At 67.5% G+C, this 24,759-nt stretch carries 21 protein-coding genes; 14 read left to right on the forward strand and 7 right to left on the reverse strand.

Going from position 1 to position 24,759, the window contains the following annotated elements; all coding sequences use genetic code 11:
- Positions 1-144: 144 nt before the first annotated feature.
- From ACLIMP_RS17325 to ACLIMP_RS17355, 7 genes are all read left to right on the forward strand, one after another.
- Positions 145-747, forward strand: a complete 603-nt coding sequence (locus ACLIMP_RS17325) for a thioredoxin domain-containing protein (RefSeq protein WP_443478654.1) — start codon at positions 145-147, stop codon at positions 745-747.
- A complete protein-coding gene (locus ACLIMP_RS17330) occupies positions 744-1,247 on the forward strand; it encodes a c-type cytochrome (RefSeq protein ID WP_443478655.1) in 504 nt (167 codons plus the stop codon). The genes ACLIMP_RS17325 and ACLIMP_RS17330 overlap by 4 nt, the downstream gene beginning before the upstream one ends.
- Before the next feature lie 50 nt (positions 1,248-1,297).
- Positions 1,298-1,768 (forward strand): (2Fe-2S)-binding protein, encoded by a 471-nt coding sequence (locus ACLIMP_RS17335; protein WP_443478656.1) that lies wholly within the window; start codon positions 1,298-1,300, stop codon positions 1,766-1,768.
- Entirely contained in the window at positions 1,765-3,960 is a 2,196-nt protein-coding gene (locus ACLIMP_RS17340) for a xanthine dehydrogenase family protein molybdopterin-binding subunit (protein ID WP_443478657.1), read from the forward strand. The genes ACLIMP_RS17335 and ACLIMP_RS17340 overlap by 4 nt, the downstream gene beginning before the upstream one ends.
- Before the next feature lie 122 nt (positions 3,961-4,082).
- Positions 4,083-4,886, forward strand: a complete 804-nt coding sequence (locus ACLIMP_RS17345; protein WP_443478658.1) for a peptidyl-prolyl cis-trans isomerase — start codon at positions 4,083-4,085, stop codon at positions 4,884-4,886.
- Positions 4,873-5,892 carry a HupE/UreJ family protein gene (locus ACLIMP_RS17350; RefSeq protein WP_443478659.1) on the forward strand — a complete coding sequence of 340 codons (1,020 nt, stop codon included), beginning with the start codon at positions 4,873-4,875 and terminating at the stop codon, positions 5,890-5,892. The genes ACLIMP_RS17345 and ACLIMP_RS17350 overlap by 14 nt, the downstream gene beginning before the upstream one ends.
- Positions 5,893-5,936: 44 nt before the next feature.
- The gene (locus tag ACLIMP_RS17355; RefSeq protein WP_443478898.1) at positions 5,937-7,442 is read left to right on the forward strand and encodes a sulfotransferase family protein; all 1,506 of its coding nucleotides are present in this window, start codon (positions 5,937-5,939) and stop codon (positions 7,440-7,442) included.
- 125 nt (positions 7,443-7,567) lie between these two features.
- On the opposite strand, the gene ACLIMP_RS17360 is transcribed toward ACLIMP_RS17355, so the two are convergent.
- Positions 7,568-9,952, reverse strand: coding sequence for a TonB-dependent receptor (locus ACLIMP_RS17360; protein WP_443478660.1), 2,385 nt, complete (start codon positions 9,950-9,952; stop codon positions 7,568-7,570).
- A 391-nt stretch (positions 9,953-10,343) separates the two neighbouring features.
- Between ACLIMP_RS17360 and ACLIMP_RS17365 the strand changes: the two genes are divergently transcribed.
- Together ACLIMP_RS17365 and ACLIMP_RS17370 are read left to right on the forward strand one after the other, a co-directional pair.
- Positions 10,344-11,801 carry an agmatinase family protein gene (locus ACLIMP_RS17365; RefSeq protein WP_185999063.1) on the forward strand — a complete coding sequence of 486 codons (1,458 nt, stop codon included), beginning with the start codon at positions 10,344-10,346 and terminating at the stop codon, positions 11,799-11,801.
- 13 nt (positions 11,802-11,814) lie between these two features.
- On the forward strand, positions 11,815-13,164 hold the full coding sequence (locus ACLIMP_RS17370; RefSeq protein ID WP_443478661.1) for an agmatinase family protein: 1,350 nt from the start codon (positions 11,815-11,817) through the stop codon (positions 13,162-13,164).
- A gap of 67 nt (positions 13,165-13,231) precedes the next feature.
- Here the strand turns inward: ACLIMP_RS17370 and ACLIMP_RS17375 are convergent, their stop codons facing one another.
- Both ACLIMP_RS17375 and ACLIMP_RS17380 read right to left on the reverse strand, forming a co-directional pair.
- The gene (locus ACLIMP_RS17375) at positions 13,232-14,230 is read right to left on the reverse strand and encodes a HupE/UreJ family protein (protein WP_443478662.1); all 999 of its coding nucleotides are present in this window, start codon (positions 14,228-14,230) and stop codon (positions 13,232-13,234) included.
- On the reverse strand, positions 14,214-15,020 hold the full coding sequence (locus ACLIMP_RS17380; RefSeq protein WP_443478663.1) for a peptidyl-prolyl cis-trans isomerase: 807 nt from the start codon (positions 15,018-15,020) through the stop codon (positions 14,214-14,216). The genes ACLIMP_RS17375 and ACLIMP_RS17380 overlap by 17 nt, the downstream gene beginning before the upstream one ends.
- Before the next feature lie 242 nt (positions 15,021-15,262).
- Here ACLIMP_RS17380 and urtA point away from each other — a divergent pair, with 242 nt between their 5' ends.
- Genes urtA through urtE form a run of 5 tightly spaced genes read left to right on the forward strand, consistent with a single transcriptional unit; the run spans position 15,263 to position 19,917 of the window.
- Positions 15,263-16,477 (forward strand): urea ABC transporter substrate-binding protein, encoded by a 1,215-nt coding sequence (gene urtA / locus ACLIMP_RS17385; protein ID WP_054434507.1) that lies wholly within the window; start codon positions 15,263-15,265, stop codon positions 16,475-16,477.
- Between the two features lie 48 nt (positions 16,478-16,525).
- On the forward strand, positions 16,526-17,416 hold the full coding sequence (gene urtB / locus ACLIMP_RS17390; RefSeq protein WP_054434487.1) for an urea ABC transporter permease subunit UrtB: 891 nt from the start codon (positions 16,526-16,528) through the stop codon (positions 17,414-17,416).
- On the forward strand, positions 17,409-18,452 hold the full coding sequence (urtC, locus tag ACLIMP_RS17395) for an urea ABC transporter permease subunit UrtC (protein WP_443478664.1): 1,044 nt from the start codon (positions 17,409-17,411) through the stop codon (positions 18,450-18,452). Before urtB ends, urtC begins: the two co-directional genes overlap by 8 nt.
- Positions 18,449-19,201: an ABC transporter ATP-binding protein gene (locus tag ACLIMP_RS17400; RefSeq protein WP_443478665.1), complete on the forward strand. Its 753-nt coding sequence runs from the start codon at positions 18,449-18,451 to the stop codon at positions 19,199-19,201. The genes urtC and ACLIMP_RS17400 overlap by 4 nt, the downstream gene beginning before the upstream one ends.
- Complete coding sequence (gene urtE / locus ACLIMP_RS17405) at positions 19,198-19,917, forward strand: urea ABC transporter ATP-binding subunit UrtE (RefSeq protein ID WP_185999057.1); 720 nt, start codon at positions 19,198-19,200, stop codon at positions 19,915-19,917. Before ACLIMP_RS17400 ends, urtE begins: the two co-directional genes overlap by 4 nt.
- A gap of 262 nt (positions 19,918-20,179) precedes the next feature.
- Here urtE and ACLIMP_RS17410 read toward each other — a convergent pair whose 3' ends face one another.
- From ACLIMP_RS17410 to ACLIMP_RS17425, 4 genes are all read right to left on the reverse strand, one after another.
- Complete coding sequence (locus ACLIMP_RS17410) at positions 20,180-20,446, reverse strand: hypothetical protein (RefSeq protein ID WP_132470255.1); 267 nt, start codon at positions 20,444-20,446, stop codon at positions 20,180-20,182.
- 123 nt (positions 20,447-20,569) lie between these two features.
- A complete protein-coding gene (locus tag ACLIMP_RS17415; protein WP_185999056.1) occupies positions 20,570-22,267 on the reverse strand; it encodes an arylsulfatase in 1,698 nt (565 codons plus the stop codon).
- An 82-nt stretch (positions 22,268-22,349) separates the two neighbouring features.
- Positions 22,350-23,303, reverse strand: a complete 954-nt coding sequence (locus tag ACLIMP_RS17420) for a TauD/TfdA dioxygenase family protein (RefSeq protein ID WP_054434423.1) — start codon at positions 23,301-23,303, stop codon at positions 22,350-22,352.
- A 52-nt stretch (positions 23,304-23,355) separates the two neighbouring features.
- Positions 23,356-24,747, reverse strand: a complete 1,392-nt coding sequence (locus ACLIMP_RS17425) for an MFS transporter (protein ID WP_054434410.1) — start codon at positions 24,745-24,747, stop codon at positions 23,356-23,358.
- Positions 24,748-24,759 lie beyond the last annotated feature (12 nt).

A 24,759-nucleotide genomic window follows, 5' to 3' on the forward strand; every position in this document is an offset into this window, starting at 1 on the left:
GTGCCCCGCGTCGTGAGGGCGAAGCGCGGGAGGACGTTCCTTTGCGAAAACCACTGACATCGTTTGTAGCGCCCGGTTTGCGGAACGCCCTACGTCAAACGGCGTATGCTGCGATTTGCTCCGCCCTCCTAGGATGGGCCGGTCATGCTAGTCGCTTTGCTGTTCCTGTTCGGGCTTGGCGTCATCCTGCTCGCGGTCGCCGTCCTGGCGATGCGGCGGCAATTGCGGCTCACCCGCCAGTCGCTCACCCCGGTAGACCGGATCTCCCTTGCCGGCGATGCGCGCGAGCGTGAAACGGCGCCGATCGTCAGCGCCCCGGCCGTCTCGGGCGAGACGCTGACGATCGGCGGCCTCAGCCGCGATCCGCGCCTGCTGCTGCTGCTGTTCATAGAGGCGGATTCCGCGCTCTGCGAGACGGTGGTGCGCGATGCGGTGGAACTGTGCGCGGACGCCGAAGTACGCCTGCTGCTGCTTGGCGACGGTCAGCGGGAGGACTACGCCGCGCTGATCGCACGCAGCGGCCTCGGCGCGGACGACATCATTCTGGACGCCGCCGTGGGAGAGGACTTCCACATCGGCCCGGTCCCTTCCGCAGCCCTGATCGATCCGAACGGGCACCTGCTTGCCCGCGGCACCGTGCAGCGCAGGGAACAGCTGGAAGCCTTGTTGGCGGCAGTAGGACAAGGCGCGGCACCGGCGGACGAGGACATTCGGCAAGTACAGGTTTCAGGGAGTATCGTGACGTGATTGCCAGCAAGATGCGGTCGATGGCGGTGGCCGCAGGTGCGCTCATGACAGGCGCAGGGATAACGGGCGCGGCGCTCCTGGCGGGGCTTGCGGCGCATCCCGCCCCGCTGCGGGCGCAGGCCGCGCCGAAGGCCTGGGCGGCCAATTGCCAGTCCTGCCACAAGGCCGACGGCAGCGGCATGCCGGGCATGTTCCCGCGCCTTTCCGGGCGGGTGGGGCCGATGGCCGGCAGCAAGGATGCGCGCCAGTGGCTGATCTCCACCGTGCTTTACGGCCAGTCCGGCGCGATCACGGTGGATGGCAAGCCGATCCGCGGGGCCATGATGCCTTTCGGCCGCCTGCCCGACGCCGATGTCGCCGCCGCGCTCAACTGGGTGGGCAAGGGAGGCAAGCCCTTTACCCCGGCCGAAGTGGCCGCCGTTCGCTCGGCGGGCGGCGGCAGCGCGGCGAAGAACGCGGAGATGCGAAAGAAGCTCGAAGGCGCGGGACAGGTAAGGTAGCGTCGCGCGCGGGCATATCGATACGGAACGACTGAGGGGGCAACGGGCACATGGCAATCCGCTTCACGCTGAACGGCGCAGCGAGGGAACTCGACACCGATCCGGAGAAACCGCTGCTCTGGGCCCTGCGTGAGGACATGGGCCTGCCGGGCACCAAGTTCGGCTGCGGCGCGGGGCTCTGCGGGGCCTGCACCGTCCATCTCGAAGGCGCCGCCATCCGTTCCTGCCTGACGCCGGTAGGCGCGGTCGAGGGGCAATCGGTCACCACTATCGAAGGCGTGGCCGCGCTTGACGCAGGACGCCGCGTGGGAGCGGCCTGGCGCGAGCTCGACGTGCCCCAGTGCGGATATTGCCAGGCGGGCCAGATCATGAGCGCCGTGGCGCTGCTTACCGAGACGCCCGATCCGGACGATGCCGCCATCGACGCGGCCATGGCCGGAAACCTCTGCCGCTGCTCGACTTATGTCCGCATCCGCGCCGGTATCAAGGCCGCCGCGAAAGCCCGGGGGGCAGCGGCATGATGGCAGCAGATATCTCACGCCGCCGCTTCGTCGGCGCCTCGCTGCTGGCCGGCGGCGGTCTCCTCCTGGATATTGCGATCCCGCTGCCGGCCCATGCCGCGCAGGCATCGGCCGGAGAACCCCGGGTCCTCACCGCCTTCATTCGCATCCTGCCCGGCAATCGCTTCGTGATCGGCGGGAAGAACGCCGAGATCGGGCAGGGCGCCAAGACCTCTCTGCCGATGATGATCGCCGAGGAATTCGACGTGGACTGGGATCAGGTCACGGTCGAGCAGACACACGCGGACCAGTCGCTGTTCGGCGCGCAGAGCGCGGGCGGAAGCCGCACCACGCCGCGCGAATGGCTGCCGATGCGGCAGGCGGGCGCGGCGGCGCGGGCCATGATGGTGGCGGCGGCGGCCCGCCAATGGAATGTCCCGGAAGACGGCCTGACAACCGGCAGCGGCATCGTCACCGACCGGCGCTCGGGCCGTTCGGTGGCCTATGTCGATCTCGCCCCGATCGCCGCGGCTCTGGCCGTTCCCGATCCCGCCTCGCTGAAGCTCAAGGATCCGGCGGACTTTCGCGTGATCGGCAAGCCGATTCCCGGTGTCGATACACCGGCCATCGTCGCGGGACAGCCCCTGTTCGGGATCGACCACCGGCAACCGGGCATGCTCCACGCGGTGCTGGAAACCAGTCCGGCGGTCGGCGGCAAGCTGAAGAGCGCCAATCTCGACGAAGTGCGCGCCTTGCCCGGCGTGCGCCACGTCGTGACCATCGCCGGAGACGGTCAGGCGGAATCGCTGTTCGACGGGGTGGCGATCCTGTCCGAGAGCTTCTGGTCCGCGAACAAGGCGCGCGAGAGCCTGAGGGCCGAGTGGGACGACAGCGCGCAGCTGGGGTTCTCCACCCAGGGCTATGCCGTTCAGGCCGCGGAAGCGCTCAAGGGGGCGGGGGCGGGCGAAGTCCTGCGCAAGGGGGATATCGATGCGGTGTTCGCCGGAGCGGCGAAAACCGTGACGGCGCGCTATGAATATCCATTCCTGGCGCACGGCACGCTGGAGCCGCAAAACTGCACGGCCCTGTTCCGCGACGGCGCCGTCGAGATATGGGCGCCCACCCAGAACCCCGAAAGCGGACGCGGGCTGGTAGCCAAGGCGCTGGGGATCGCGCCGGACAAGGTGCGCATCAACCTCACGCGGATCGGCGGCGGCTTCGGGCGGCGCTTGATGAACGACTACATGGTGCAGGCCGCCGCGATCGCCGCCAGGGTGCCGGGCACGCCGGTGAAGCTGCTCTATACCCGGCAGGACGATTTCCGGCGCGATTTCTACCGTCCGGCAGGATGGCACGCCTTTGCCGCCGCGCTTGACGGGCAGGGGCGGCTGGTGGGATTGCGCGATCATGCGGTCAGCTTCGGCAAGGACGGCACACCGACCCGCGCGGGGGAACTGCCCGCTGCGCTGGTGCCGGCAAACCTCGTGGATGCGGTGCTGCTCGAACAGACCCTGCTGGCCACCAACCTGCCCACCGGCTGGTTGCGGGCGCCGGGATCGAATGCGCTCGGCTTCGTTTCGCAGGCCTTTCTCGATGAAGTGGCGCAAGCGGCAGGGAAGGACCTGCCGTCGCTGATGCTGGAACTGCTCGGCGCGCCCCGCAGCCTTCCGGGCGAAGGGCGCGGGCCGGTGTTCCAGACGGGGCGGGCGCGCGGCGTGATCGAGAAAGTGATGGCGATGGCCGACTGGCAGGGCCGCGCGAAGCTGCCGAAAGGGCGCGGCAAGGGATTTGCCTTCTATTTCAGCCATGCCGGATACTTCGCCGAAGTGGTGGAGGTTTCCGTTTCGGAAGGCCAGGTCGCGGTTCACGAAGTGTGGGCGGCGGGCGATGTCGGCAGCCAGATCGTCAATCCCCTCAACGCGCTGCACCAGGTGCAGGGCTCGGTGATCGAGGGGCTGGGGCAGGCGCTGGCGGGGCAGAACGTCACGCAGGTCGCAGGCGTGGTGGAGCAGCAGAACTTCGATGCCCATCCCTTCCAGCGCATCGACGCGACGCCGAAGATCAACGTGGAGTTCGTCACGACCGACAATCCTCCCACCGGCCTTGGCGAACCGGCGCTGCCGCCGGTAATCCCGGCCATGGTCAACGCGATCTTCGCGGCAACCGGACGGCGGGTGCGCAGCCTGCCGGTCGATCTGTCGGCACCGGCCTGATTCCCGCGCCCGCGCACTGCCTATGCGTCATTTGACGTAGGGGGCACTGGCCCCCCGCTGGCGTAGCTTCCTGCCCAAGGATCGGCTCCGTTCCGGGGCGGGGGTAAAGGGTTTCGCAGCCAATGGGTCACATGATCGCCGCCATTCGCCAGCGGGCGCCACGCGATCCCTTCGTCGTCTTCCTGATCTCGGCGGCTGCGATCTTCGCGCTCTACTGGGCGGTCGCCGGCCGCAAGGAGACGATCGAGGTGCCGCTTTCGGTGCAGCGCAGCCTCGATGACGACTACAGCCTGATGACCGGGCACCAGCCCGATGCCCGGGCGCGGCAGAAGCTGGTGGACGATTACGTCGGCAACGAACTGCTGTTCCGCGAGGCGGTGCAGCGCGGCATGCACATGACCGACAAGACCACCAAGCAGCGCCTGATCGACCGCGTGCGCTTCATGATCAGCGGTGCGCCGCCGGAACCGAGCGAGGACCAGCTCATGACCTGGTACGCCGGCCACCAGGACCTCTACCGCGCCGAGCCATGGGTTTCGCTGAAGCACGTCTTCTTCGAACGCAAGCCCGCCGATGCCGCCGCCGTGCTGGCGAAGCTGAACGGGGGCGGCAGCGTTGCCGGCGATGAATTCTGGATGGGCCACGATCTGTCGAAATACGGGATTTCGATGCTGCGCGGCATGTTCGGGGAAAGCTTCCTGGACCGTGTGGAAAAGCAGCCCGAGGGCAAGTGGGCGGGGCCGCTGCGTTCCTCTCGCGGGTGGCACTTCGTGGAAGTGACGGCACGGGGCAAGGACCAGCTGCTGCCTTACACCGACGCCCGCGAACAAGTGAAGCAGGACTATCAGGCCGACCAGACCGGCACGGCAGTGAGCAGGGAAATCGCGCGGCTGCGGCAGGATTACGCGGTCCATGTGGAGTCCTGACGTGCTGCGCTTCCTTGCCGTTCTCCTGCTTGCCCTCGGCCTGTCGCCCGCACCGGCCATGGCGGACGTTTTCCGCGTCGGCGAGTTCACGCTCCAGCGCGGCAGCGATCCCGGCACTTACGAACTGACCGCCAGCGTGCCCAACGTGCTGGCCAGCAACGATGCGCTGGGCCTGCCGACCGACTGCGCGGAAACGGACCGCGAGCGGTTCGTGGAGGCGGTGGTGGTGCGCTATGCCATTCGTTTCACCTGCCAGGGCGGCTTCCCGCCCGAAGCGCAGATCGTCACCCCGTGGGGGGTGGACGGCGGTACGTTCACGTCGGCGCTGGGCGGGGCGATGGTGAAGATGCCGCTCCAGTCGGACGGCGACAGGCTGCTTTTGCCGCTGGCGGACACCGCTCCGCAGGCGCGGCCGCTGCCCGAAGTGGCGCGCTACTATACGGTCGAGGGCGTGGTCCACATCCTGGGCGGCTGGGACCACCTCTGTTTCGTGCTCTGCCTGTGCCTGCTGGCACGGGGGCGTTTCCTGCTGGCGCTGGTAACGACTTTCACGCTCGGCCATTCGCTCAGCCTGGCGCTGGCGTTCTTCGATGTGATCCATGTGCCGGTGCCGCCGGTGGAGGCGGTGATCGCGCTGTCCATCGCCTTCATGGCGCGCGAGGCGATCATGACCCGGCAGAACGGCGGCGAGATCGATCCGGCCCAGCGCCGCCGCCAGCTTGCCGTGGTGGCGGGGTTCGGCCTGCTTCACGGCCTCGGTTTCGCCACGGTGCTGCGCGAACTCGGCGTTGCGCCGGGTGAGCGGGCGAGCGGCCTGCTGTTCTTCAATGCCGGCGTCGAGCTGGGCCAGTTGCTGTTCGTTTCCGCCGTGCTCGGCGTGATGGCGGTGGCGGGGATCTTCGACCGGAGCGAGCCGGTGCGCCGGGCCGCGCTCTATTTTGCCGGGATCGTGGGCTGTTTCTGGGCGATCGAACGCGTGGCCGGCTTCGGCCTGGGGATCGCGTGAACGCAGCGCGGGCCGCCCTTGCTCGCGGCGACCTGCCGGGCGCGATGGCGGCGGCGCAGGCACAGGTCCAGTCGCGACCGGCCGAGGCGGAAGGCTATTTCCTTGTCGGGCTGATCGCTGCGGAGACGGGGCAGGTGGCCAGGGCCGTGCCGCTGATCGAGCAGGCGCTCGGCCGCGAGCCCGCCAATCCCGAATACCTTGCGCAATATGCGCGGCTGCTGATCCTGCTGCGCCGCGACGGCGAGGCGGCGGCAGCGGCGCGGGCCGGGCTCGCCGCGTCCGGAAGCGATGCGCGCACGCTGGATACGCTGGGCTGCGTACTGGCGCGGCTGGGCGACCACGAGGCCACTCTGGCGCCTTTTGCGGCGGCGGCGGGGCAGGAGCCGGCCAACCTCGATTATCGCTACAATCTGGCGGCCGCCTGCGGCTTTACCGGCAGGGTCGAGGAAGCGCGCGGACACTACGAGACGATCCTGCAGGCCGATCCCGGCGATGCGCGCACGCATTATGCGCTCTCGATCCTTTCGCGCCAGACCCGCAATGACAATCATGTAGCGCGGCTGGAGGCGGCCACGGCGCGCGCCAGTGCCCCGGAAGACCTGCTGCGCCTGCGTTATGCGCTGGCCAAGGAGCTGGAGGATATCGGCGAGCCCGAACGGGCTTTCGCCGCGCTTTCGGCCGCCAATGCCGGGCACAAGCGCGCCACGGGCTATCGGTTTGCGCAGGACGAGGCGATCTTCGATGCCCTTGAGGCGGCGTTCGCCGATGTGCCTGCGGCAGCATCCGGCCATTCCGATCCGGCGCCGATCTTCGTGGTCGGCATGCCGCGCACCGGGACGACGCTGGTGGACCGCATCCTCTCCTCCCACCCGGAAGTCGGCTCGGCGGGGGAATTGCAGGCCATGCCGCTGGCGATCAAGCAAGCCGCCGCCACACCTTCGCGCAAGGTTCTCGATGCCGAGACGATCGCGGCCGCCATGCGCGCCGATCCGGCGGAAATCGGCCGGCTCTATTCCGCCCGCGCGGCCCATCACCGCCCCGCCGGCAAGCCGCGCTTCGTGGACAAGCTGCCCGCCAATTTCCTCAATATCGGGCATATCCTGCGGGCGCTGCCGAATGCGCGGATCGTCTGCCTGCGCCGGGCGCCGATGGACACGGTGTGGAGCAATGTCCGCAATCTCTTCGCGGCATCCTCGCCTTATTACGCCTATTCCTACGACCTCATGGACACGGCACGCTATTATGCGCGGTTCGACCGGCTGATGGCGCTGTGGGAGCGGCACTATCCGGGGCGCGTGCTCTCGCTGGGATATGAGGCGCTGGTGGCCGGGCAGGAACGGGAGACGCGGCGCCTGCTGGAGCACTGCGGCCTGCCGTGGGACGCAGTGTGCCTGTCCTTCCACGAGAACCGCGCTGCCGTGGCGACGCCGAGCGCGGCGCAGGTCCGCCGCCGGCTCAATGCCGACGGGATCGGGCGGTGGAAGACGCATGAGGCCGGGATGGCCGAAGTGCGGGCGTTCTTCGAAGGGCTGGGGATCGAGGCAGGCTGAACCGTCCTGGCGGACCGGTTTTCCCATTCACCGCGTCATGGTTTCATCGCTTCGGGCCGGAAACGAAGAAAGCGGGACCGCATGTCGCGGCCCCGCCCTCCTGCGTTGGCGATCGGGGATGATCGTCAGAACTTCACGCGGCCCTCGATGCCGATCACGCGCGGCTGCGCGACCGAGCGGGCATAGTAGCGCGACACGATCCCGTCGTTGACGAGGCCGTAGCGGGTCAGGTCGTTGCTGACGCCGGTGACCGCGTACTTGTCGAAGATGTTGTTCGCGAACAGGCCGATCTCGTAGGCGTCGGTCTTGTAGGTCACATTGGCGCGGTGCATCACGTAGGACGGCAGACGCTCGCCGCCGCCGCGCAGGCCCGGGCGGGTGTAGATGCCGCCGGTGTAAGTCGCCGTCCAGCCCAGCACCATCGAATTGGCGCCGATCGGGAAGTCGTAAGTCACGCCCAGCGCGCCCGAGTTCTTGGCGGAGCCCGGCAGGCGGTCGCCGTCGTAGACACTCACGAGGTCTCCGCCCGCCACGGAAAGCAGGTCGGGCACGTCCTCGGTCAGGTGGGCGTCGAGGTAGGAGTAGTTGCCGCGGATGTTGAGGCCGGCGATGGGACGCGCCGTGAACGAGAAGTCCACGCCCTTCGACACCGCTGCGCCGCCGTTGGTGGTGATGCCGATGGCGCCGTTGACGGTCTGGCCGTCAAGCTGGATACCCTGCCACTTGATGTAGAAGCCGGAGAGATTGAAGGTCAGGCGGTTGTCGAGCACCTGGGCGCGGAACCCGATTTCGGCGTTCTTGACCTTGTCGGGGCCGAAGAACAGCTCGTCGGGCAGGGCGCAGAGGTTCTGGCCGGCCGGAAGCGGCACCACGCAGGGCGCCACGCGGTTGACGCCGCCGATGCGGTAGCCCTTCGAATAGGTGGCATAGACCATCATGTCGGGCGTGATGTTGTACGAGGTGTTGAATTTCCAGACGAAGCCGTCGTCCCCGGTCGAGCCGGAGCGCGAGCGGAAGTTGATCTGCGGATAGGGCTGGCCCAGCGGCAGGGCGGTGCCGCCGGTCACGTCGGCCGCGTACTCGAAGTAGCGCAGCCCGCCGGTGACCTGCCATTCCTTGGTGATGTGGAAGGTGCCTTCGCCGTAGATCGCCTTCTCGTCGGTCTTGGTATCGACGTAGGAGGCGTATTCCACTTCGTCGGGACGGTCGATACCGGCCCAGGCCGGGTAGCCGGGAACGATTTCCTGGCGATCCGAGGTCGTCTTCAGCCGGTTCCAGAACCCGCCGAGCACCCAGCTGAAGGGGCCGCCGTGCGTGGAGACGAGGCGGACTTCCTGCGTGTACTGCGACTGGGTCGCCACCGAGGGCGAATAGCTCGAGAATGCGGGGAACAGCTCGTAGCCATAGTCGAGATCGAGCAGCAGGTCGGTGTTGTCGTTCGACTGGCGCTGCTTGGTCTTGGTGTAGGACGAGGTGAACACGGCCTGCGCGATATCGGCCACGTTGCCGCTCATTTCCAGCGACAGCAGGTGCGACTGGCGCTTGGACGGTTCCTCGTAGCGCCACGGGGCCTCGTACTTGCCTTCGCCCACCACGCCGGCGCCGGTGGCCTGGCGGCCGCCCGTCTTGGTCTGCTGGAAGGCGTAAGTGAGATAGGCCTGGAAGTCCGGCGAGACGAAGCCGAGCTGGTTGCGGGTGGTGAAGGTCTTCTCGTAGTTGAGGTCCTTCTTGCCCGCGAAGTTGGCGTCCTGCTGGGCTTCCGTGCCCATCGGGTTGGAAGCGCTGCCCGGCTGCGGGATCGAGACGCCCGGCTGCTTCAGCAGGAACGGATAGTCGATGAAGCCGGGGTCGTTGTAGTAGCCGGTGACGGTGCGGAAGGCGATCGAATCCCGGACGATCGGGATGTTCAGCACGCCGTAGCCCGAATAGCCCAGGCCGCTCGAATGGGCGACGTCGTAGGCGCGGCCGTAGACTTCGCCGGAGAACGCCGTCGGGTCGGGGCGGTTGGGCATGTAGCGCATCGCGCCCGCCAGCGTGCCGAGGCCGTAAAGCGTGCCTTGCGGGCCAAGCAGGACCTCGACGCGGTTGAGGTCGATCAGCTTGAAGTCGGTGTAGAGCGGCACGTCGCCCAGGTACATGCCGATCGAGTTGTCCGTGTTGTTGCCGCCCGCGCTGGAATCGCTGGCGGAAAGACCGCGCATGACCACGGTGCCGGCGCCGCGCGGGCCGGTGTCGGTGATGGTGATGCCCGGCGTGAAGGCGCCGAGGTCGCGCATGTCGTCGATGTGCTCGCTGGCGAGTTCGGCCGAGCCGATCGCCGCGATGTTGATCGGCGTTTCCAGAAGCGTGGTGTTGCGGCGCGTGGCCGAAACGATGATGGCGCCGTCATCCGCCGTGTCTTCCGCGGCGGCGGGTGCGGTGGACTGGGCATGGGCCGGCGCGGCGGCCAGCGACGTGGACATCATTGTAGCGCAGAGCAGCCCGATCTTCAGTTTGGCGCTGTTCGACATGCAGAACCCCCTATGTTGGTTTTGTTTCCTCCCGCTTCGGGCATCCTCTCCGGGACATGGATGGCGGTGAGCGTGCCGGCCTTTGCAGCCTGGCAAGTGTTGCAACCCGAGGACCCGGCGCTTGCGCGGTTCCCTGCGTCCTTGCGGAGGACGCGACTTGTTTTTCGATGTGCCCGAAACCTATGGGTGCCTTCGCGGAGCGGTAATGGGTCATTTGACGTACCCGGCCCGAGAGGCGCGGAATTCCGCCATCTACGTCAAATGCCCCATTGGGCGGGCGGCCGATTTGCTGCCTTCTTCGCGGCGTCGATCCGACATTCCTTTTCAGATTCATTCACCAGCCCGGCGCGGGTCGCGAAGGGGCGGGAGTGATCCCGGAGACATTGGGGCCATGACGTCAATCAGCGCCGTCACAGGTTGGAGCCTGGCAGCCGCGGCAGCGGTAGCCGGAGCGCTGACCGCAGACATTCCCACGCGTAACGCGGCCACGCCCGCGCCGGTCATGCCGGCCGAGGACGACATGGGGAAACCCAAGCCGCTCGAACTGCCGGAGGACGTGGCGCAGAAGCTTTCCGTCCTCGCGCCCGAAAAGCTGGACTTCGTGAAAAGCGGCATGACCGGCCGCTATGTCGAGAAGGACAAGCTGTTCGAACGCGTGCGGGCGATGCCGGCGCAGGAACTGGTCGCCTATATCGATGCGATCTACGCACTTTCCGCCGAAGTGGAATACAAGGCCGGGCGGGACAAGCTGGCGATCCCGCTGGACACCAGTTCGCCCTGGTTCAACGCCTGGAAACTGCGTCGCCCCACCTCGCTCGATCCCAGGCGCGAAGCCGGGCCGGTGGACCTCGGGCGCTATATCGGCGGCTATGGGGGCGGCTTCGCCACATTCGCCAATGCCCCGGTCGCCTGGACGCCGGAGGACCTCAAGGCGGGCAAGGTGGACGTTGCCATCGTCGGCGCCCCGCTCGACATGGGTTCGGGCTGGCGCAATGCCATCGACGGTCCGCGCGCCCTGCGCATGACCGGCGGCGCCGGCGGCAATGACATGTATTCGATGATCAGCCCCAATGCGGAGCTGAACATCGTCGATTACGGCGACATCGCCGTGGACCAGAACTCCACCGAGCGCAGCGTCGATCACGTCCGCGAAGTCGTGGCGGAAATCGCGAAGACCGGCGCCATCCCGATCGTGATCGGCGGCGATCACAGCCTTGAATATCCCAATGTCGCCGCCGCCGCCGATGTCTACGGCAAGGGCAAGGTCGGCGTCGTCCACTTCGATTCGCACTACGATATCGGGCGCGGGCGCGTGCACCTGCTGGACCACGGCCAGCCGGTCTACCGGGTGCTGAGCGAAGGCCATGTCAACGCGAAGGACTATATCCAGGTCGGCCTGCGCGCGCGGGGGCCGGACCTCGAAACCTTCGGCTGGATGCGCAACAAGGGCATGCGCTATCACACGATGGTCGAAGTGGAGCGGGACGGCTGGGACAAGGTGATGAAGGCCGCGCTCGCCGAAGCGCGCCAGAACACCAAGAAGCTGTGGATCTCGTTCGACGTCGACGTGCTGGACCCGGCCTTCATGCCCGGCACCGGCACCCCCGTTCCCGGCGGCCTCACCGTGCGCGAGGCGCAGCCGATCATGCGCCGCCTCTGTGCCGAGAACGACATCGCCGGCATCGATATCGTCGAAGTCGCCCCCTATCTCGACACCAGCTACAAGACCGCGCTCAACAGCAATTACCTGCTGAACGCCTGTCTTTCCGGCATCGCCATGCGCCGCAAGGGCCTCAAGCCCGGCTATTTCAGCCCCGTGTCCGTGCAGGACGCGCGCGGTCGTTCGTAAGGAAGATCTGACCATGGCACGCAAGACCCTTTTCGCCGCGCTCGCGGGGACCTGCCTTCTGGCGCTTTCCGCCCCTGCTCCGGTGCAGGCACAGGCGCAGATGGCCGCACCGGCCGCCGACCCGATCGCGACGCTGCCTGCCGACCAGCGCGCCTTCGTGGCCGACGGCAGGACGCTCGCCCATCTCGGCCTCACGCCTGAAAAGCTCCGTACCGCGCTGGCGCCGCGCTCGGCCGAAGACCGCGCCGCCTATGTGAAGGCGCTGATGGACATGGTGCAGGCGGCGAAGTTCCAGCCCGGCGTCGATCCGGCGGAAATCGCGCTCAACCCCATGGCGCGCGGCTGGAATGCCACCACCACCGTTCGCCCCGCCTTCCTCGACAAGGTCCAGCGCGAGCCCGGCCCGTTCAGCCTCAAGCGCTATCAGTTCCAGAAGCCCGGCGTGCCCACTTTCGCGGATGCGCCGGTGGCGATCCGCAAGGAAGATCTGGTGGCCGGCAAGGTCGAGGTCGCCTTCGTCGGCGTGCCGCTCGACTTTTCGTCCGGCTGGCGCGATGCCAAGCATGCGCCGGTCGCGCTGCGCGGGATGGACGGTCTGGTCGGCGCCGATGCCGATGGCGGGGTCGATCCCGGACTGGTGCTGACGCTGGCCGACTATGGCGACCTTGCGATCGACTACATGGCCCCTGATCGCAGCATGGATCATGTGCGCTCGATGATCGCGGAAATGGCGGCTGCGGGCGTGAAGCCCTTCATCGTCGGCGGCGACCACACGCTCATGTACCCGGATGTGGCGGCAATGGTCGACAGCTACGGCGCGGGCAATGTCGCGGTCGTCCAGTTCGATGCCCATCCCGACGCCATGCTCGACGATCCGCACTTCATATCCGACACGCAGACGCTTTCGCGCCTGATGCAGGACAAGGTCATCAAGGGCACCGACGTGATCCACGTCGGCATGCGCGGCCGCGATGCCGACGTGGAAACGCAGGCGCGCCTCAAGGCGGCGGGCGTGCGCATCAAGCCCACCGCCGAGATCGCCGCGCGCGGATGGCAGGCGGTGACGCAGGAGATCGTCTCGGGTCTTGCCACGGGGCCGAAGAACGTCTTCGTCTCGTTCGACATGAGCGTGCTCGATCCGGGTGAAGTCTCGGCGGCGGGCCGCCCGGTGCCGGGCGGGATCTCCATGCGCGAGGCGATTCCCATGGTCCGGGAGATCTGCACGAAGAGCAATGTCGTCGGCTTCGACCTGCTGGACACCGCGCCGATCCTCGATACCACATATGTCAGCCGGTTGAGCGCGAACTACATCCTCCACGCCTGCCTTTCCGGCATTGCGCTGCGCAAGCAGGGCAAGGGGTAAGAAAGAGACACGAAAGGCCCCGTCCCGGACGATATCCGGGACGGGGCCTTTCCTGCGTCCGCGCCGCCTAGGCCGTCACGAAGCCGGCCACCCGTTCGAACATCCAGAAACTGCCCACCGCGCCCACGCCGTAAAGCGCTGCGGTTCGCGCCGGGGCTGCCAGCGAAACCGTGCGCAGCAGCGCCAGGCTGGCCAGGACCGCGCTGACGAACAGCAATTGCCCGATCTCCACGCCCAGGTTGAAGAACGCGAGGCTGGCCAGCTTCTCCCCCTCGCGCACACCGAGTTCGCCCAGTGCCGTCGCGAAGCCGAGGCCGTGGAGCAAGCCGAACAATGAGATCACGGTCAATTGCCGGGGAAACGAAAACAACTTTCCGCCGCGCGCCAGGACCAGCGCTTCGCGGGCCATGAACACGATGGAAAGCGCGATTGCCGCTTCCACCGGCGGCACCGGGGCGCGGATCACGTCGAAGAAGGCCAGGCCCAGCGAGATCGAGTGGCCCAGCGTGAAGCAGCTTACCAGCGTGACGAGCTGCCGTCCGCGCGCCAGCAGCGCGAGGCAGAGCACGAAGGCAAGGTGGTCCCACCCCATGAGGATGTGCCACAGGCCCTGATCGAGGAATTCCGCCGCCAGCGCGCCCAGCGAACGCGGTCCGGCCGCGGTCTCGCCGACCGGCACGACGATGGCGCCGCTTTCCGGGCTGAGGGCGCGGTCCACCTGCACGCCCAGCACGTTGCTGACGAAGCGGCCGCCGTCCACTTTCCACGGGGTGCGGATGGTGTCGGAGCGCCGGAATTGGCGGTTGCAGCGCAAGGTGAAGCCGAACTGCGCCCGACCGCCCGCGCTGTGGCGGGTCATCCCGGTCTGGCGGCATCCGTCCGGCCAGACGAGCGGGCTGGAAGAGGCCACGGTTTCTGGAACGGCGGCGGTGAATTCGTACTCGCCCGGCTCCTCGCCGCGGGTCAGGGCATAGTCGCCGGACAGGAAGATGTCGGCCATGGCCGCTTGCGGCGCCAGCGCCGCGCAGCCCAGCAGCAGCGCTGCGGACCTAGTCCTCCACGACATCGTATTTCTCCTTGAGCCGCGCCACCGCCCCGTCGATCGCGGTTGACGTCTGGGCGTTCATGAAGTCCTGCCGCACCTGGTCGCGGACCATGGCGTAAGAGCGGCGCCGGGCGGCCTCGCGGCTTTCCACGCGCACGAAATGCCACCCTCGCGCGCTTTGCAGCGGGCCGATCCAGCGGTCCTGCGGCGCGGCCTTCAGTGCTGTGACGAAGTCTTGCCCGAAGATGCCGCGCACCATGCTGTCACCATATCCGGGGAAGCTGCGGCCCAGCCAGAACTCGTCCGAACGGATCGTGCCGCCAAGGTTGAGCGTTTTCAGCAGCGCGGCGGGATCCTGCGGTTTTTCCGAGAGGAACAGCTGCGAGAACGTGGTGCTCGGTTCGCCCTGGTAGCGGTTCAGGTTCTCTGCGTAGAAATCCACCAGATCGGCCTCGCGCGGCTCGGCGGGGGCGCCTGCGATCAGGAAACGCTCCTTGTCGATCAGCACCTCGCGTGCCTCGGGAGAGGTCATGTGCAGGTTGCGGTCCAGCGCGTCGCGGAACAGCAGTTCGCGGGTGATGAAGTCCTTCTTCATCCGCGCGCGGTCTTCGGCGGTGGGCTGGCGGCCGGTGAGCGTGCGGAAGTCCTCCACCATGGCGGCTTCGGCTTCGGGCGTGTAGCGGATCGGTTCGCGGCGGGTGGATTCGAGAGCCAGATAACCGGCGAACAGGGCCGCTCCCGCCATGAGGAACGGCACCAGCGGATCGCGCAAGGCCTTGCGGCAGGCTTTGCGAACAGCCTGCCCCGGCATTGGCAGGGCTGTGCCGCTCGGCAAAGCTCTCGAAATCAACGAACGCGCCGCCTGCATCTGTCTGCCTTGTCCCTCACGCGCGGTGCTTGCCTGCACCCGCGAAGCCGATCCTAGGTCGGCGGCGTGGGAAGCAGCCTACGTCAAATGACGCATTCGACCGGACGGCCGGTTTCCATAGCCTTGGCAGCATCCGGTTTCTTCACAGCCCCGCCGCGAAAGGGGCCTTCCACTTGGAGATTTTCATGATCCGATCCCGGCTGGGCACGCTGGTGGTTTCGACATTCGCCCTTGCGCTGGCGTCCTGCTCGGGCTCCGGGACGGGCGGCGAAAGCGCCGTGGGCGACGGTATCGCCGTGGGCGTGCTGCATTCGCTGACCGGCACCATGGCGATCAGCGAAATCACCGTGAAGAACGCCGAAATGCTGGCGATCGAGGAGATCAACGCAGGCGGCGGCGTGCTGGGCAAGAAGATCGTGCCCATGGTGGAGGACGGCGCTTCCGATCCTTCCACTTTCGCGCAGAAGGCCTCCAAGCTGATCGAGAGCGACCACGTCGTCACCGTGTTCGGCGGCTGGACGTCTGCAAGCCGCAAGGCGATGCTGCCGGTGTTCGAGCGCACGAAGAACCTGCTGTGGTATCCGGTGCAGTTCGAAGGCAACGAATGCTCGGCCAATATCATGTATTCCGGCGCGCAGCCCAACCAGCAGGCGCTGCCCGCGCTCGAATGGGCCGCGAAGCAGGGCTACAAGTCCTACTTCCTCGTCGGGTCCGACTATGTCTACCCGCGCACCGCGAACCTGATCCTCAAGAAGCACATCGACAAAGCCGGGATGAAAGTGCTCGGCGAAAGCTATGTGCCGCTGGGCGGGACGGACTTCTCGGGCGTGATCGGCAAGATCCAGCAAGCGAAACCGGCGATCATCATCAACACGCTGAACGGCGATTCCAACGTCGCCTTCTTCAAGCAGATGCAGGCGGCGGGCCTCAGCCCCAGGACCATGCCGGTCATGTCCTTCTCCATCGGCGAGCAGGAAGCCAAAGCCATGGGCACCGCGCTGGTCGAGGGCAGCTTCGCGGCCTGGAACTACTTCCAGAGCCTGCCGGGCGATGCCAACGGCAAGTTCATCAAGGCCTACCAGAAGAAGTTCGGCGCTGACGCCGCCATCACCGATCCGATGGTCCACGCCTATCTCGACGTCTACGCCTGGAAGGCGGCCGCGGAAAAGGCCGGAAGCACCGACCCCGAGGCGGTACGCAAGGCCGCGGTTTCGCTGGGCGCTTTCGATACCCCGATGGGCAAGGTCAGCTTCGCGGGCAACCAGTCGCTGGTGCAGAAGGCCTATATCGGCAAGCTGAAGGCGGACGGCCAGTTCGAGATCGTCTCGGACTCCGGCGCCGATATCCAGCCCGAACCGTACGACGCGCTCGCCTTCCCCGGCAAGTCCTGCAAGCACTGACGAAAGGCGCCGGCGGCGATCCCCATCGCCGCCGGTGACGGCCCCGCCATGGACCTCGCACTCTTTTCCAACCAGCTGTTCAACGGCGTCTCGCTGGCCTCGCTCTACCTGCTGGCCTCGCTGGGGCTCGCGCTGTCCTTCGGGATCATGCGGGTCATCAACATGGCTCACGGCGAGATGCTGATGCTGGGCGGCTATCTTGCCTGGCTGACCCTGATGGTCGTGCCGGGCGGGGCGGGCATCCTGCTGGCGCTGCCGGTGGCCTTCGTGGGCGCGGCGGCGATGGGCGGGGTGATCCAGTCCACGGTGATCCGCCGCCTTTCCGCGCGGCCGCTCGATACCCTGCTCGCCACCTGGGGCGTCAGCCTGATCCTGCAGCAGGCCGCGCGCGACCTGTTCGGCGCCATCGGCGTGGAAGTGCGCGCGCCGGACTGGCTGAACGGCAGCTTCGTGCTGCTGGGCGTCACCATCCCTTCGGCCCGGCTCTTCATCATCGTCATGGCCGTTCTGGTGCTGGCGGGGCTGGCGCTGCTGCTGCTCAAGTCGAAGATCGGCCTCTTGACGCGCGCGGTGAACCAGGACCGCATGATGGCGTCTGCCACCGGCATCGACGTGAAGCGGGTGGATTTCATGGTCTTCTGCCTCGGCTCCGGCATCGCGGGTCTGGCGGGCGTCATGCTGGCGCTGCTCGGCCCGGTGACGCCGAACGTGGGGCAGAGCTACATCATCCCGGCTTTCCTCGTGGTCGTCATGGGCGGGCTCGGCAGTATCGTCGGCACCACCGCGGCCGCGCTGATCCTCGGCGTGTTCTCGGCGCTGGCGCAGATCTACGTGGACGTCAGCGTCTCGCAGATGCTGCTGCTGGTCTTCGTCATCCTGTTCATCCAGATCCGCCCGCAAGGCGTGGTCGCAGTAAAGTCGCGCCAGCTCGATGCCTGAAATCGCCATTCCCGAGCCGCTGAGGCGTGCACTCCCCTGGGTGCTGCTGGTCCTTGGCGCTGCCGCCCCGTTCTATCTCTCGGCCTATGACCTGAACCTGCTCGCGCGGTTCATGGCGATGGCGATCCTCGCCTGCGGGCTGGTGCTGATCTGGGGCCACGGCGGCATCCTCAGTCTGGGGCAGGGCGTGTTCTTCGGCCTCGGCGGCTATGCCATCGCCATGCACATGAAGATGGCGGACCTGCCTGCGGGCGAACTGCCGGACTTCATGGTCTGGAGCGGCCGCGAGACCCTGCCCGGCTGGTGGGCGCCCTTCGCCAGCGCCCCCTTCACGCTGGCCGCGATCCTGATCGTGCCGGCGCTGGTGGCCGGGCTGTTTTCCTGGGCGGTGTTCCATCGCCGGGTCGGCGGCACGTATTTCGCGCTCATCACGCAGGCCCTGGCGCTGGCGTTCTCGACGCTGATCATCAGCCGCCAGGACGTGACCGGCGGGTTCAACGGTTTGACCGATTTCACCTCGGTCTTCGGCTTCTATCTGTCCAGCCCCGGCACCGCCAACGGGCTTTACTGGCTGACGCTGGCGATCCTCTGCGCGGTCTATACGGGCCTGCGCTTCCTGCTCGCCTCGCGCTTCGGCATCCTGCTGCGCGCCGTGCGCGACGGGGAGAACCGCGTGCGCTTCCTCGGCTATGCCACCACCCCGTTCAAGACCGTGGCCTTCGCGCTGGCCGCGCTGCTGGCGGGCGTGGCGGGGGCACTGTTCACGCTTCACGCCGGCGTCGTCTCGCCCGCGCTGATCGGCGTGGTGCCTTCGATCGAGATGGTGATCTGGGTCGCGGTGGGCGGTCGCTACTCGCTGGCAGGCGCCATCGTCGGCGCGCTGACGGTGAACCTTGCGCGTGATGCGGTGTCGAGCGCTTTCCCGGAAATCTGGCTCTACTGCATGGGCGCGCTGTTCATTCTCGTCGTCACCCTGCTGCCCAACGGTTTCGCCGGACTGGTCAGGGTCGGTCTCGTCAAGGAGCGCAAGGCATGAGCGCGGTTGCCGACCTTCTGCTCGCCATCGACGGCGTGACCGTGGACTACAGCGGCTTCAAGGCGCTCGACGGGTTCAGCATGACGCTGAACAAGGGCGAGATCCGCGTGGTGATCGGCCCCAACGGCGCGGGCAAGTCCACCTTGTGCGATACGATCATCGGCCGTGTCCGCCCCACCGAAGGCCGCATCGTGTTCAGGGGGGAGGACATCAGCCGCCTGCCCGAACAGGCCATCGTCGGGCGCGGGATCTGCCGCAAGTTCCAGGCGCCCGGTGTGCTGCCGATGCTGACGGTGCGGGAGAACATGGCGCTGGCCGCGCGGCAGGACCGGCGCTGGTGGAAGAGCTTCGGACTGGGCATTCCCGCCGCCGACCGCGCGGTGATCGAGGACACGCTGGAACGCGTCGGCCTGATCGGCCGGGCCGAAGTACCCGGCGGCCAGCTTGCCCACGGCGAGAAGCAGTGGCTGGAGATCGGCATGGTGCTGGCCACCGGCGCGCAGCTTCTGCTGCTGGACGAACCCACCGCCGGCATGGGGCCTGCCGAAACCGCGCGCACCGCCGAACTGATCCTGAGCCTGGGCGGGGACAAGTCCGTCCTCGTCATCGACCACGACATGAGCTTCGTCGAACAACTGGGAGCGCCCGTTACCGTCATGCACCAGGGCAAGTTCCTGAAACAGGGCTCGATCGCCGAAGTCCGCGCCGATCCGCAAGTCGCGGCGGTCTATCTGGGGCACGCGGCATGAGCGAGGACCTGCTGACCATCAAGGGCCTTTGCGCCGGCTACGACCAGAGCCAGGTTCTCTGGGACCTCGATCTGGAACTGCGGCGCGGCGAGGTCATGGCGCTGATCGGGCGCAATGGCGTGGGCAAGACCACGTTGCTCCACGCGATCATGGGCACGCGCCCGGTCACCGGCGGCGCGCTGACTTTCGACGGCGCGGAGGTGACGGCCAGCCCTTCGCATCACCGGGCGCGGGCGGGGATCGGTTTCGTGCCGCAGGGCCGCCATATCTTCCCGCACCTCACGGTGATGGAGAACCTCGAAACCGGGCTCTGCGCCGCCGGGCCGCGTGCGGCGCAGGACGGGGGCAAGGTGCCGCAGCACATCTTCGACCTGTTCCCCAAGCTCTACGATATCCGGGCCCGCGCGGGCGGCTTCCTGTCGGGCGGGGAGCAGCAGCAGCTTGCCATCGGCCGGGCGCTGGCGGGGCGGCCGTCTCTGCTCCTGCTCGATGAGCCGACCGAGGGCATCCAGCCCAATGTCGTCCAGCAGATCGAAGCCGCGCTGGCCCATGTGCGGGACGAACTGGGCATGACGATCCTGGTGGTGGAACAGTACCTCGATTTCGTCTGGCGCTTTGCGGATCGCTACGCCGCGATGCAGGGCGGGCGCATCACGCACCGCGGCAACGTGGCCGAACAGAGCGCGCAGGACGTGGCGCACCTCGTGCAGATCTAGGGTCAGGACTCATTAATCACGCCTGTGAGGTTTGAATCAAAATGGCTCAGAGCGAGGAAGGAAGGCGTGGTAATATGTCTATATTTCAAGCCTTTCTGACGCTGCACTGGGCCATTTTGATCAAATCCCTCCGGGACGCCGGAATGGCTTCCATCTCGGGCCAAAGCGGCTTTGGACGGGCAACCAGCCCGCCCGGCAGCCGCTTTGGCCCGATATGTTCGCCATTCCGGTGCCTCGCAGGCGTGATTAATGGGTCCTGACCCTAAGGCGCCTCCGCGCTTTCCTCCAGTTCGGCGATCTCGAAGACGTAGCTTTTCCAGCCGCGTATCCGCACCGCGTCCTGCGTTGCGGCCTTGCGCTTCTTCGCTTCGGCGAGCGAGCGCGTGTGGCCCCAGAACACCTCGGTCTTGCCGTTTTCCTGCACGGCGACGATGCGCCAGTAATGGGTGAAGGGGTCGGCGGTCGGCCCGATCGTCTTCACATAGCCGTCCGGCATCCGGGCCGTCAGGTATCGCTTTTTCCTGGCCATGGAGCGCACCTAGAACGTTTTCCCATCCGGTGGAATCACCTGATTGGAAAATGCGCATGACCGGGATTGCCGGGGCGGCCGATCCGGCAATCGGATCGGCCGCCCCGGCGCGGGTGCGTTTCCTTACGGCCGGTAAGGCGCTTCGGTGGGCAGCACCACGCCATTGGCCTTGGCGTAGTCCTGCCAGTCGGCGGTGAGTTCGCGCAGCTTCTCCGGGTTGGCGGCCGAAAGGTCGTCAGTCTCGCCGGGGTCCTTGGCGATGTTGAACAGGCGCCACTGGCCGTCGCCGATATCGGTGACCTTCCAGTCTCCCTTGCGCAGCGCCCGGGAGCCGAACAGCTCGGTGCCGAGCGGTTCGTCCGCGGCGTGGACGAAGGCCGCCTTGCCTTCCAGCCACGAACGCGCGCTCTTGCCCGTGATCGGCAGGACGGTGCGGCCCTGGAATGTGGTGCCGGTCGCGGGAACGCCCGCGTAGTCCAGCAGGGTGGGCGCGATGTCGGCCACGCTGACGTAGGCATTGTTCACGCTCCGGGGATGGGCCAGCCCCTTGCCGCTGACGAAGGCGACGGTGCGGGTGCCGCCCTCGGAGGCGTAGGCCTTGGTCAGCCAGGACGGCGCCGTGCCGGCCTGCGCCCATTCGGGGCCGTAAGTGATATAGGAGTTGGGCTTGCCCCGGTTGCCGAAGGAATTGTCCGCTTCGGCCACGCGGCTGCCGAGCATCTTGGCGCCGGTGGTCCGGTAATCCAGCCCTTCGGCGCCGTTGTCCGCCAGGAACACGATCACCGTGTTGTCCAGTTCGCCGCTGGCGCGCAGTTCATCGATCACCCGCCCGACATTGCTGTCCATCCGCTCCACCATCGCGGCGTAGATCTCCATGTCGCGGGCGGCTTCGCGCTTGTCGGCCACGGAGAGCGAGTCCCAGCCGCCGCGCGGCGCGCGCACGCTGTGGGCCACGGTGCCCCTGGGCACGATCCCGAGCTGCTCCTGCCGGGCGATGCGGCGGCGGCGGATCTCGTCGAAGCCGACGTCGTACCTGCCGCTCTGGCGGGCGACATCTTCCTGCGGCGCCTGCAGCGGCCAGTGCGGCGCGGTGAAGGCAAGGTAGGCGAAGAACGGCTTGTCCGGGCTTTCCTGGCGGCTCTGCTTCAGCTCGGCGATGAGGTTGGTCGCATAGGCGTCCGACGAATAGAAATCCTTGTCGAGCGAGGCGAGCACTTTGCCGTCGCGCGTATAGGTGGTGTTCTTGACCGGGTCCGGTCCCTGATCGCGGCCGTAGTGATTGCCGCCGCCCTGCAGCAGCGCGAAGCTATGCTGGAAGCCGCGCGCATGGGGGTCGAGGTCGGGCGTCAGCCCGAGGTGCCACTTGCCCGAAAGCAGCGTGCGATAGCCCCCGGCGGCAAGGCGTTCGGCAAGGCTGGCCACGTCGCGGCTCAGATAGCCCTCGTAGCCGGGCTGGCCTTTCTGGTTGGGCGCGGTGAGTTCCGCCATGCTGCCCAGTCCGGCGCGGTGATTGTCCGTGCCGGAAAGCAGCATGGAGCGCGTGGGCGAGCAGGTGGGCGCGGTGTGGAAGCCGGTCAGCCGCAGCCCGTTCAGGGCCAGCCGGTCGAGATTGGGCGTGGCGATCTCGCTGCCGAAGGCCCCGACATCGGAAAAGCCGAGATCGTCGGCGATGATGACGAGGAAGTTCGGGCGGGCCTGCCGGGCAGGGGTTTCGGACGGCGCACCGGCGGGAGCAGGCGCCCGCGCGGCGGCCGGGGCGGCGGTGGAGGCAAGCAGAGCCGCGCCGAAAGCGGCGGCAAACGCGAAACGCGTGGTTTTCATCAGGTGGTCCTTGGTAGAAAAAGTCCCGCGCCGCGACTGGAGACGCGGCGCGGGAAGTGACGGCCTATGCAGGTATGAGGGATCAGGCCGGTTCGTAGGTGGTCGCCTTTTCCTTGCGGATGGTGCGGCTGTGGCGGCCGTCGATCGAGACAGGCACCGATCCGGCGATCGTCGCGCGGCGCAGGGTGCGGCGCTGGAGGCCGAAGTCCGCCACGGCGCGGTGCTGGGTGGCCTGGTTGTCCCAGAACGCCACGTCGCCCGGCTGCCAGCGCCAGCGCACGACGTTTTCGGGGCGGGTGATGTGTTCCTGAAGGATCGAGAAGAGCCGCGCCGAATCCGCCTGGTTCAGGCCGACGATCCGCTTTACGAAGTGGCCAAGCAGCAGGCTGCGCTGGCCCGAGACCGGGTGGATGCGGACGAGCGGGTGCTCGGTCTCGTAGACGGTGGAGGCAAAGACGCTCTTGTGGAACTTGACCCGATCCTCGGCGGCGTCGTCGGCCTTGGGCGCATTGGCGAGAACCTGGGCGTAGTCGTAATCGTTCGAGTGGACGGCCCAGAGGTTGTTCACCAACTGGCGCAGGCTTTCCGGCAGCCCTTCGTAAGCGGTTTCGCCATTGGCCCAGACGGTGTCGCCGCCCGCTTCGGGAATGGTGATGGCGCGCAGGATCGAGCCGGCCGGATAGGCGTCCGTGAAGGTCACGTCGGTATGCCAGCTCGATGCGGCGTAGCCTTCCTTGCTGTCCAGTTCGAGCAGGTAGCGCGAACCTTCGGCCACCGGCACGGTCGGGTGAGCGACGGGATCGCCGAACAGCGAGGCGAAGGCTTCGTGGCGCTGGTCGTCCAGTTCGTGCTGGCCGCGGAAGAAGATCACCTTGTGGCGTACGAGTGCATCCTTGATGGCCTGCACGGTGCCCCCGTCGAGCTCTCCCGAAAGGGTGACGCCGCGAATCTCGGCGCCGATGGTGCCGGTGATCGGGGCCACGTCAAGCGGCGATGCAGGGTCCTTGGCGTTGGCGTAAGTGGCAATCGAAGTCATGGCATTCATTCCTTCTGCTTGGTCTGGAAACGGGGACGGTCGGTGTTCAAGGTCATTCGGCGGGGACGAGCGCGGCGGCGTAGACATCGTCGCGGGCCTTGAGCTGGCGGCGGACCTCTGCGTGGCGCGCCGCGTCGAGCGGGAACCCGGCCACCAGCGCGGCGGCGAGCGTGTGCGCCAGCGCGGGACCGATGGCGAAGACCAGCAGCAGCGCGTGAAGCGCGTCGGGCGTGTTGGTGGCGGCCTTGGGGTCGAAGCCGAAGGCGGTGACGAGCGGCAGGGCAATGCCGAAGGCGAGGGCGCCGCCGAGCTTCATCGAGACGCTGAAGACCGAATAGTAGAGGCCGACACGGTCCTCGCCGGTCTCGGCGCGGTGAAGGTCTGCCACGTCGGCGACCATCGAGCGCAGCATGAGGTTGCCCGACCCTTGCGAGAGGCCCTGCGCCACCGCCAGCGCCATCATCAGGCCGAACCGGTCGGGGGTGAGGAAGACGAGCCCGAGGTTGATCGCGGCCTGGGTGAGTTCGGCGGCGACGGCGGCCCGGCCCTTGCCGAGATGCAGTCCGATGCGCCGCCAGATCGGCCCGGCCAGCACGCCGAACGAATATTGCAGCAGGAAGAACCCGGCCGCCCATTCGGGGCGCTGGAAGTAGATCGTGACGATGAACAGCAGCAGCGCGGTGCGCACGCCCTGCCCGGCGGTGACGGCGGCGTCGGCGGCCAGCACGCGCAGCAGCAGCGGATTGCCGAACACGGCCTTCAGCGTCCTGCCCAGCGCGAACGGTTCCCCGCCCACCGGCGCGCTGCGATCGGGAACGGCGGTCAGCGTCAGCAGCAGGCCGGGGACGGCGGTGAACAGCACCAGCGTGCCGAACAGGGTCAGGCGCAGCGGGCCGTCGTCAGGGCGAAGCTGGTCCGCCAGCGTGGGCAGCAGCAGGGTGAGCACCAGCGCGGCGGACGACAGCAGGGTGAACTGCGAGGCGATCCGCGTGCGCTGGTCGTAGTCTCCGCTGATCTCGCCCGACCAGGCCAGCAGCGTGGTCTGGGTGGCGGAGGCGCCGGTGTAGTAGCACAGGACGCCGATACCGACCCAGGTGAGCCCCACGCCTTCGGGCGGGAAGAACAGCATGGCGCTGCCGATGATGAACAGCAGGCCGCCTGCCGCGATCCACGGGCGGCGCCGGCCGAAGCGGCTGACGGTACGGTCGCTCAGCGAACCGATCACCGGGTCCAGCAGCGAATTCACCACCTGGCCGATCAGGTAGACCAGCCCCAGCCCGGCCAGCGGGATGGCGTAGTGGCGCGACAGGATCGCCGGTACGAAGGCCATCACCGGCTGGGCCGCCGCGTAGACCGGCACCGCCAGGGCGGTGAAGCGCAGGAGGCGCCAGCCATCGAGCCGTTCCTGTCCCGGCGAAGATGAAGGATATGTCTCGTAAGTCATGGCTGGCGCTTC

Origin of the sequence: Novosphingobium aeonii (assembly GCF_052279045.1) — a bacterium.
In the GTDB taxonomy this organism is placed as follows: Bacteria; Pseudomonadota; Alphaproteobacteria; order Sphingomonadales; family Sphingomonadaceae; genus Novosphingobium.

Bases quoted from the DNA above. Each gene is read 5' to 3' on its own strand.
- ACLIMP_RS17325 (WP_443478654.1), top strand. From the start codon at position 145: ATGCTAGTCGCTTTGCTGTTCCTGTTCGGGCTTGGCGTCATCCTGCTC.
- ACLIMP_RS17335 (WP_443478656.1), top strand. From the start codon at position 1,298: ATGGCAATCCGCTTCACGCTGAACGGCGCAGCGAGGGAACTCGACACC.
- ACLIMP_RS17340 (WP_443478657.1), top strand. From the start codon at position 1,765: ATGATGGCAGCAGATATCTCACGCCGCCGCTTCGTCGGCGCCTCGCTG.
- ACLIMP_RS17345 (WP_443478658.1), top strand. From the start codon at position 4,083: ATGGGTCACATGATCGCCGCCATTCGCCAGCGGGCGCCACGCGATCCC.
- ACLIMP_RS17350 (WP_443478659.1), top strand. From the start codon at position 4,873: ATGTGGAGTCCTGACGTGCTGCGCTTCCTTGCCGTTCTCCTGCTTGCC.
- ACLIMP_RS17355 (WP_443478898.1), top strand. From the start codon at position 5,937: ATGGCGGCGGCGCAGGCACAGGTCCAGTCGCGACCGGCCGAGGCGGAA.
- ACLIMP_RS17360 (WP_443478660.1), bottom strand. From the start codon at position 9,952: ATGTCGAACAGCGCCAAACTGAAGATCGGGCTGCTCTGCGCTACAATG.
- ACLIMP_RS17365 (WP_185999063.1), top strand. From the start codon at position 10,344: ATGACGTCAATCAGCGCCGTCACAGGTTGGAGCCTGGCAGCCGCGGCA.
- ACLIMP_RS17370 (WP_443478661.1), top strand. From the start codon at position 11,815: ATGGCACGCAAGACCCTTTTCGCCGCGCTCGCGGGGACCTGCCTTCTG.
- ACLIMP_RS17375 (WP_443478662.1), bottom strand. From the start codon at position 14,230: ATGTCGTGGAGGACTAGGTCCGCAGCGCTGCTGCTGGGCTGCGCGGCG.
- ACLIMP_RS17380 (WP_443478663.1), bottom strand. From the start codon at position 15,020: ATGCCGGGGCAGGCTGTTCGCAAAGCCTGCCGCAAGGCCTTGCGCGAT.
- urtA (WP_054434507.1), top strand. From the start codon at position 15,263: ATGATCCGATCCCGGCTGGGCACGCTGGTGGTTTCGACATTCGCCCTT.
- urtB (WP_054434487.1), top strand. From the start codon at position 16,526: ATGGACCTCGCACTCTTTTCCAACCAGCTGTTCAACGGCGTCTCGCTG.
- urtC (WP_443478664.1), top strand. From the start codon at position 17,409: ATGCCTGAAATCGCCATTCCCGAGCCGCTGAGGCGTGCACTCCCCTGG.
- ACLIMP_RS17400 (WP_443478665.1), top strand. From the start codon at position 18,449: ATGAGCGCGGTTGCCGACCTTCTGCTCGCCATCGACGGCGTGACCGTG.
- urtE (WP_185999057.1), top strand. From the start codon at position 19,198: ATGAGCGAGGACCTGCTGACCATCAAGGGCCTTTGCGCCGGCTACGAC.
- ACLIMP_RS17410 (WP_132470255.1), bottom strand. From the start codon at position 20,446: ATGGCCAGGAAAAAGCGATACCTGACGGCCCGGATGCCGGACGGCTAT.
- ACLIMP_RS17415 (WP_185999056.1), bottom strand. From the start codon at position 22,267: ATGAAAACCACGCGTTTCGCGTTTGCCGCCGCTTTCGGCGCGGCTCTG.
- ACLIMP_RS17420 (WP_054434423.1), bottom strand. From the start codon at position 23,303: ATGACTTCGATTGCCACTTACGCCAACGCCAAGGACCCTGCATCGCCG.
- ACLIMP_RS17425 (WP_054434410.1), bottom strand. From the start codon at position 24,747: ATGACTTACGAGACATATCCTTCATCTTCGCCGGGACAGGAACGGCTC.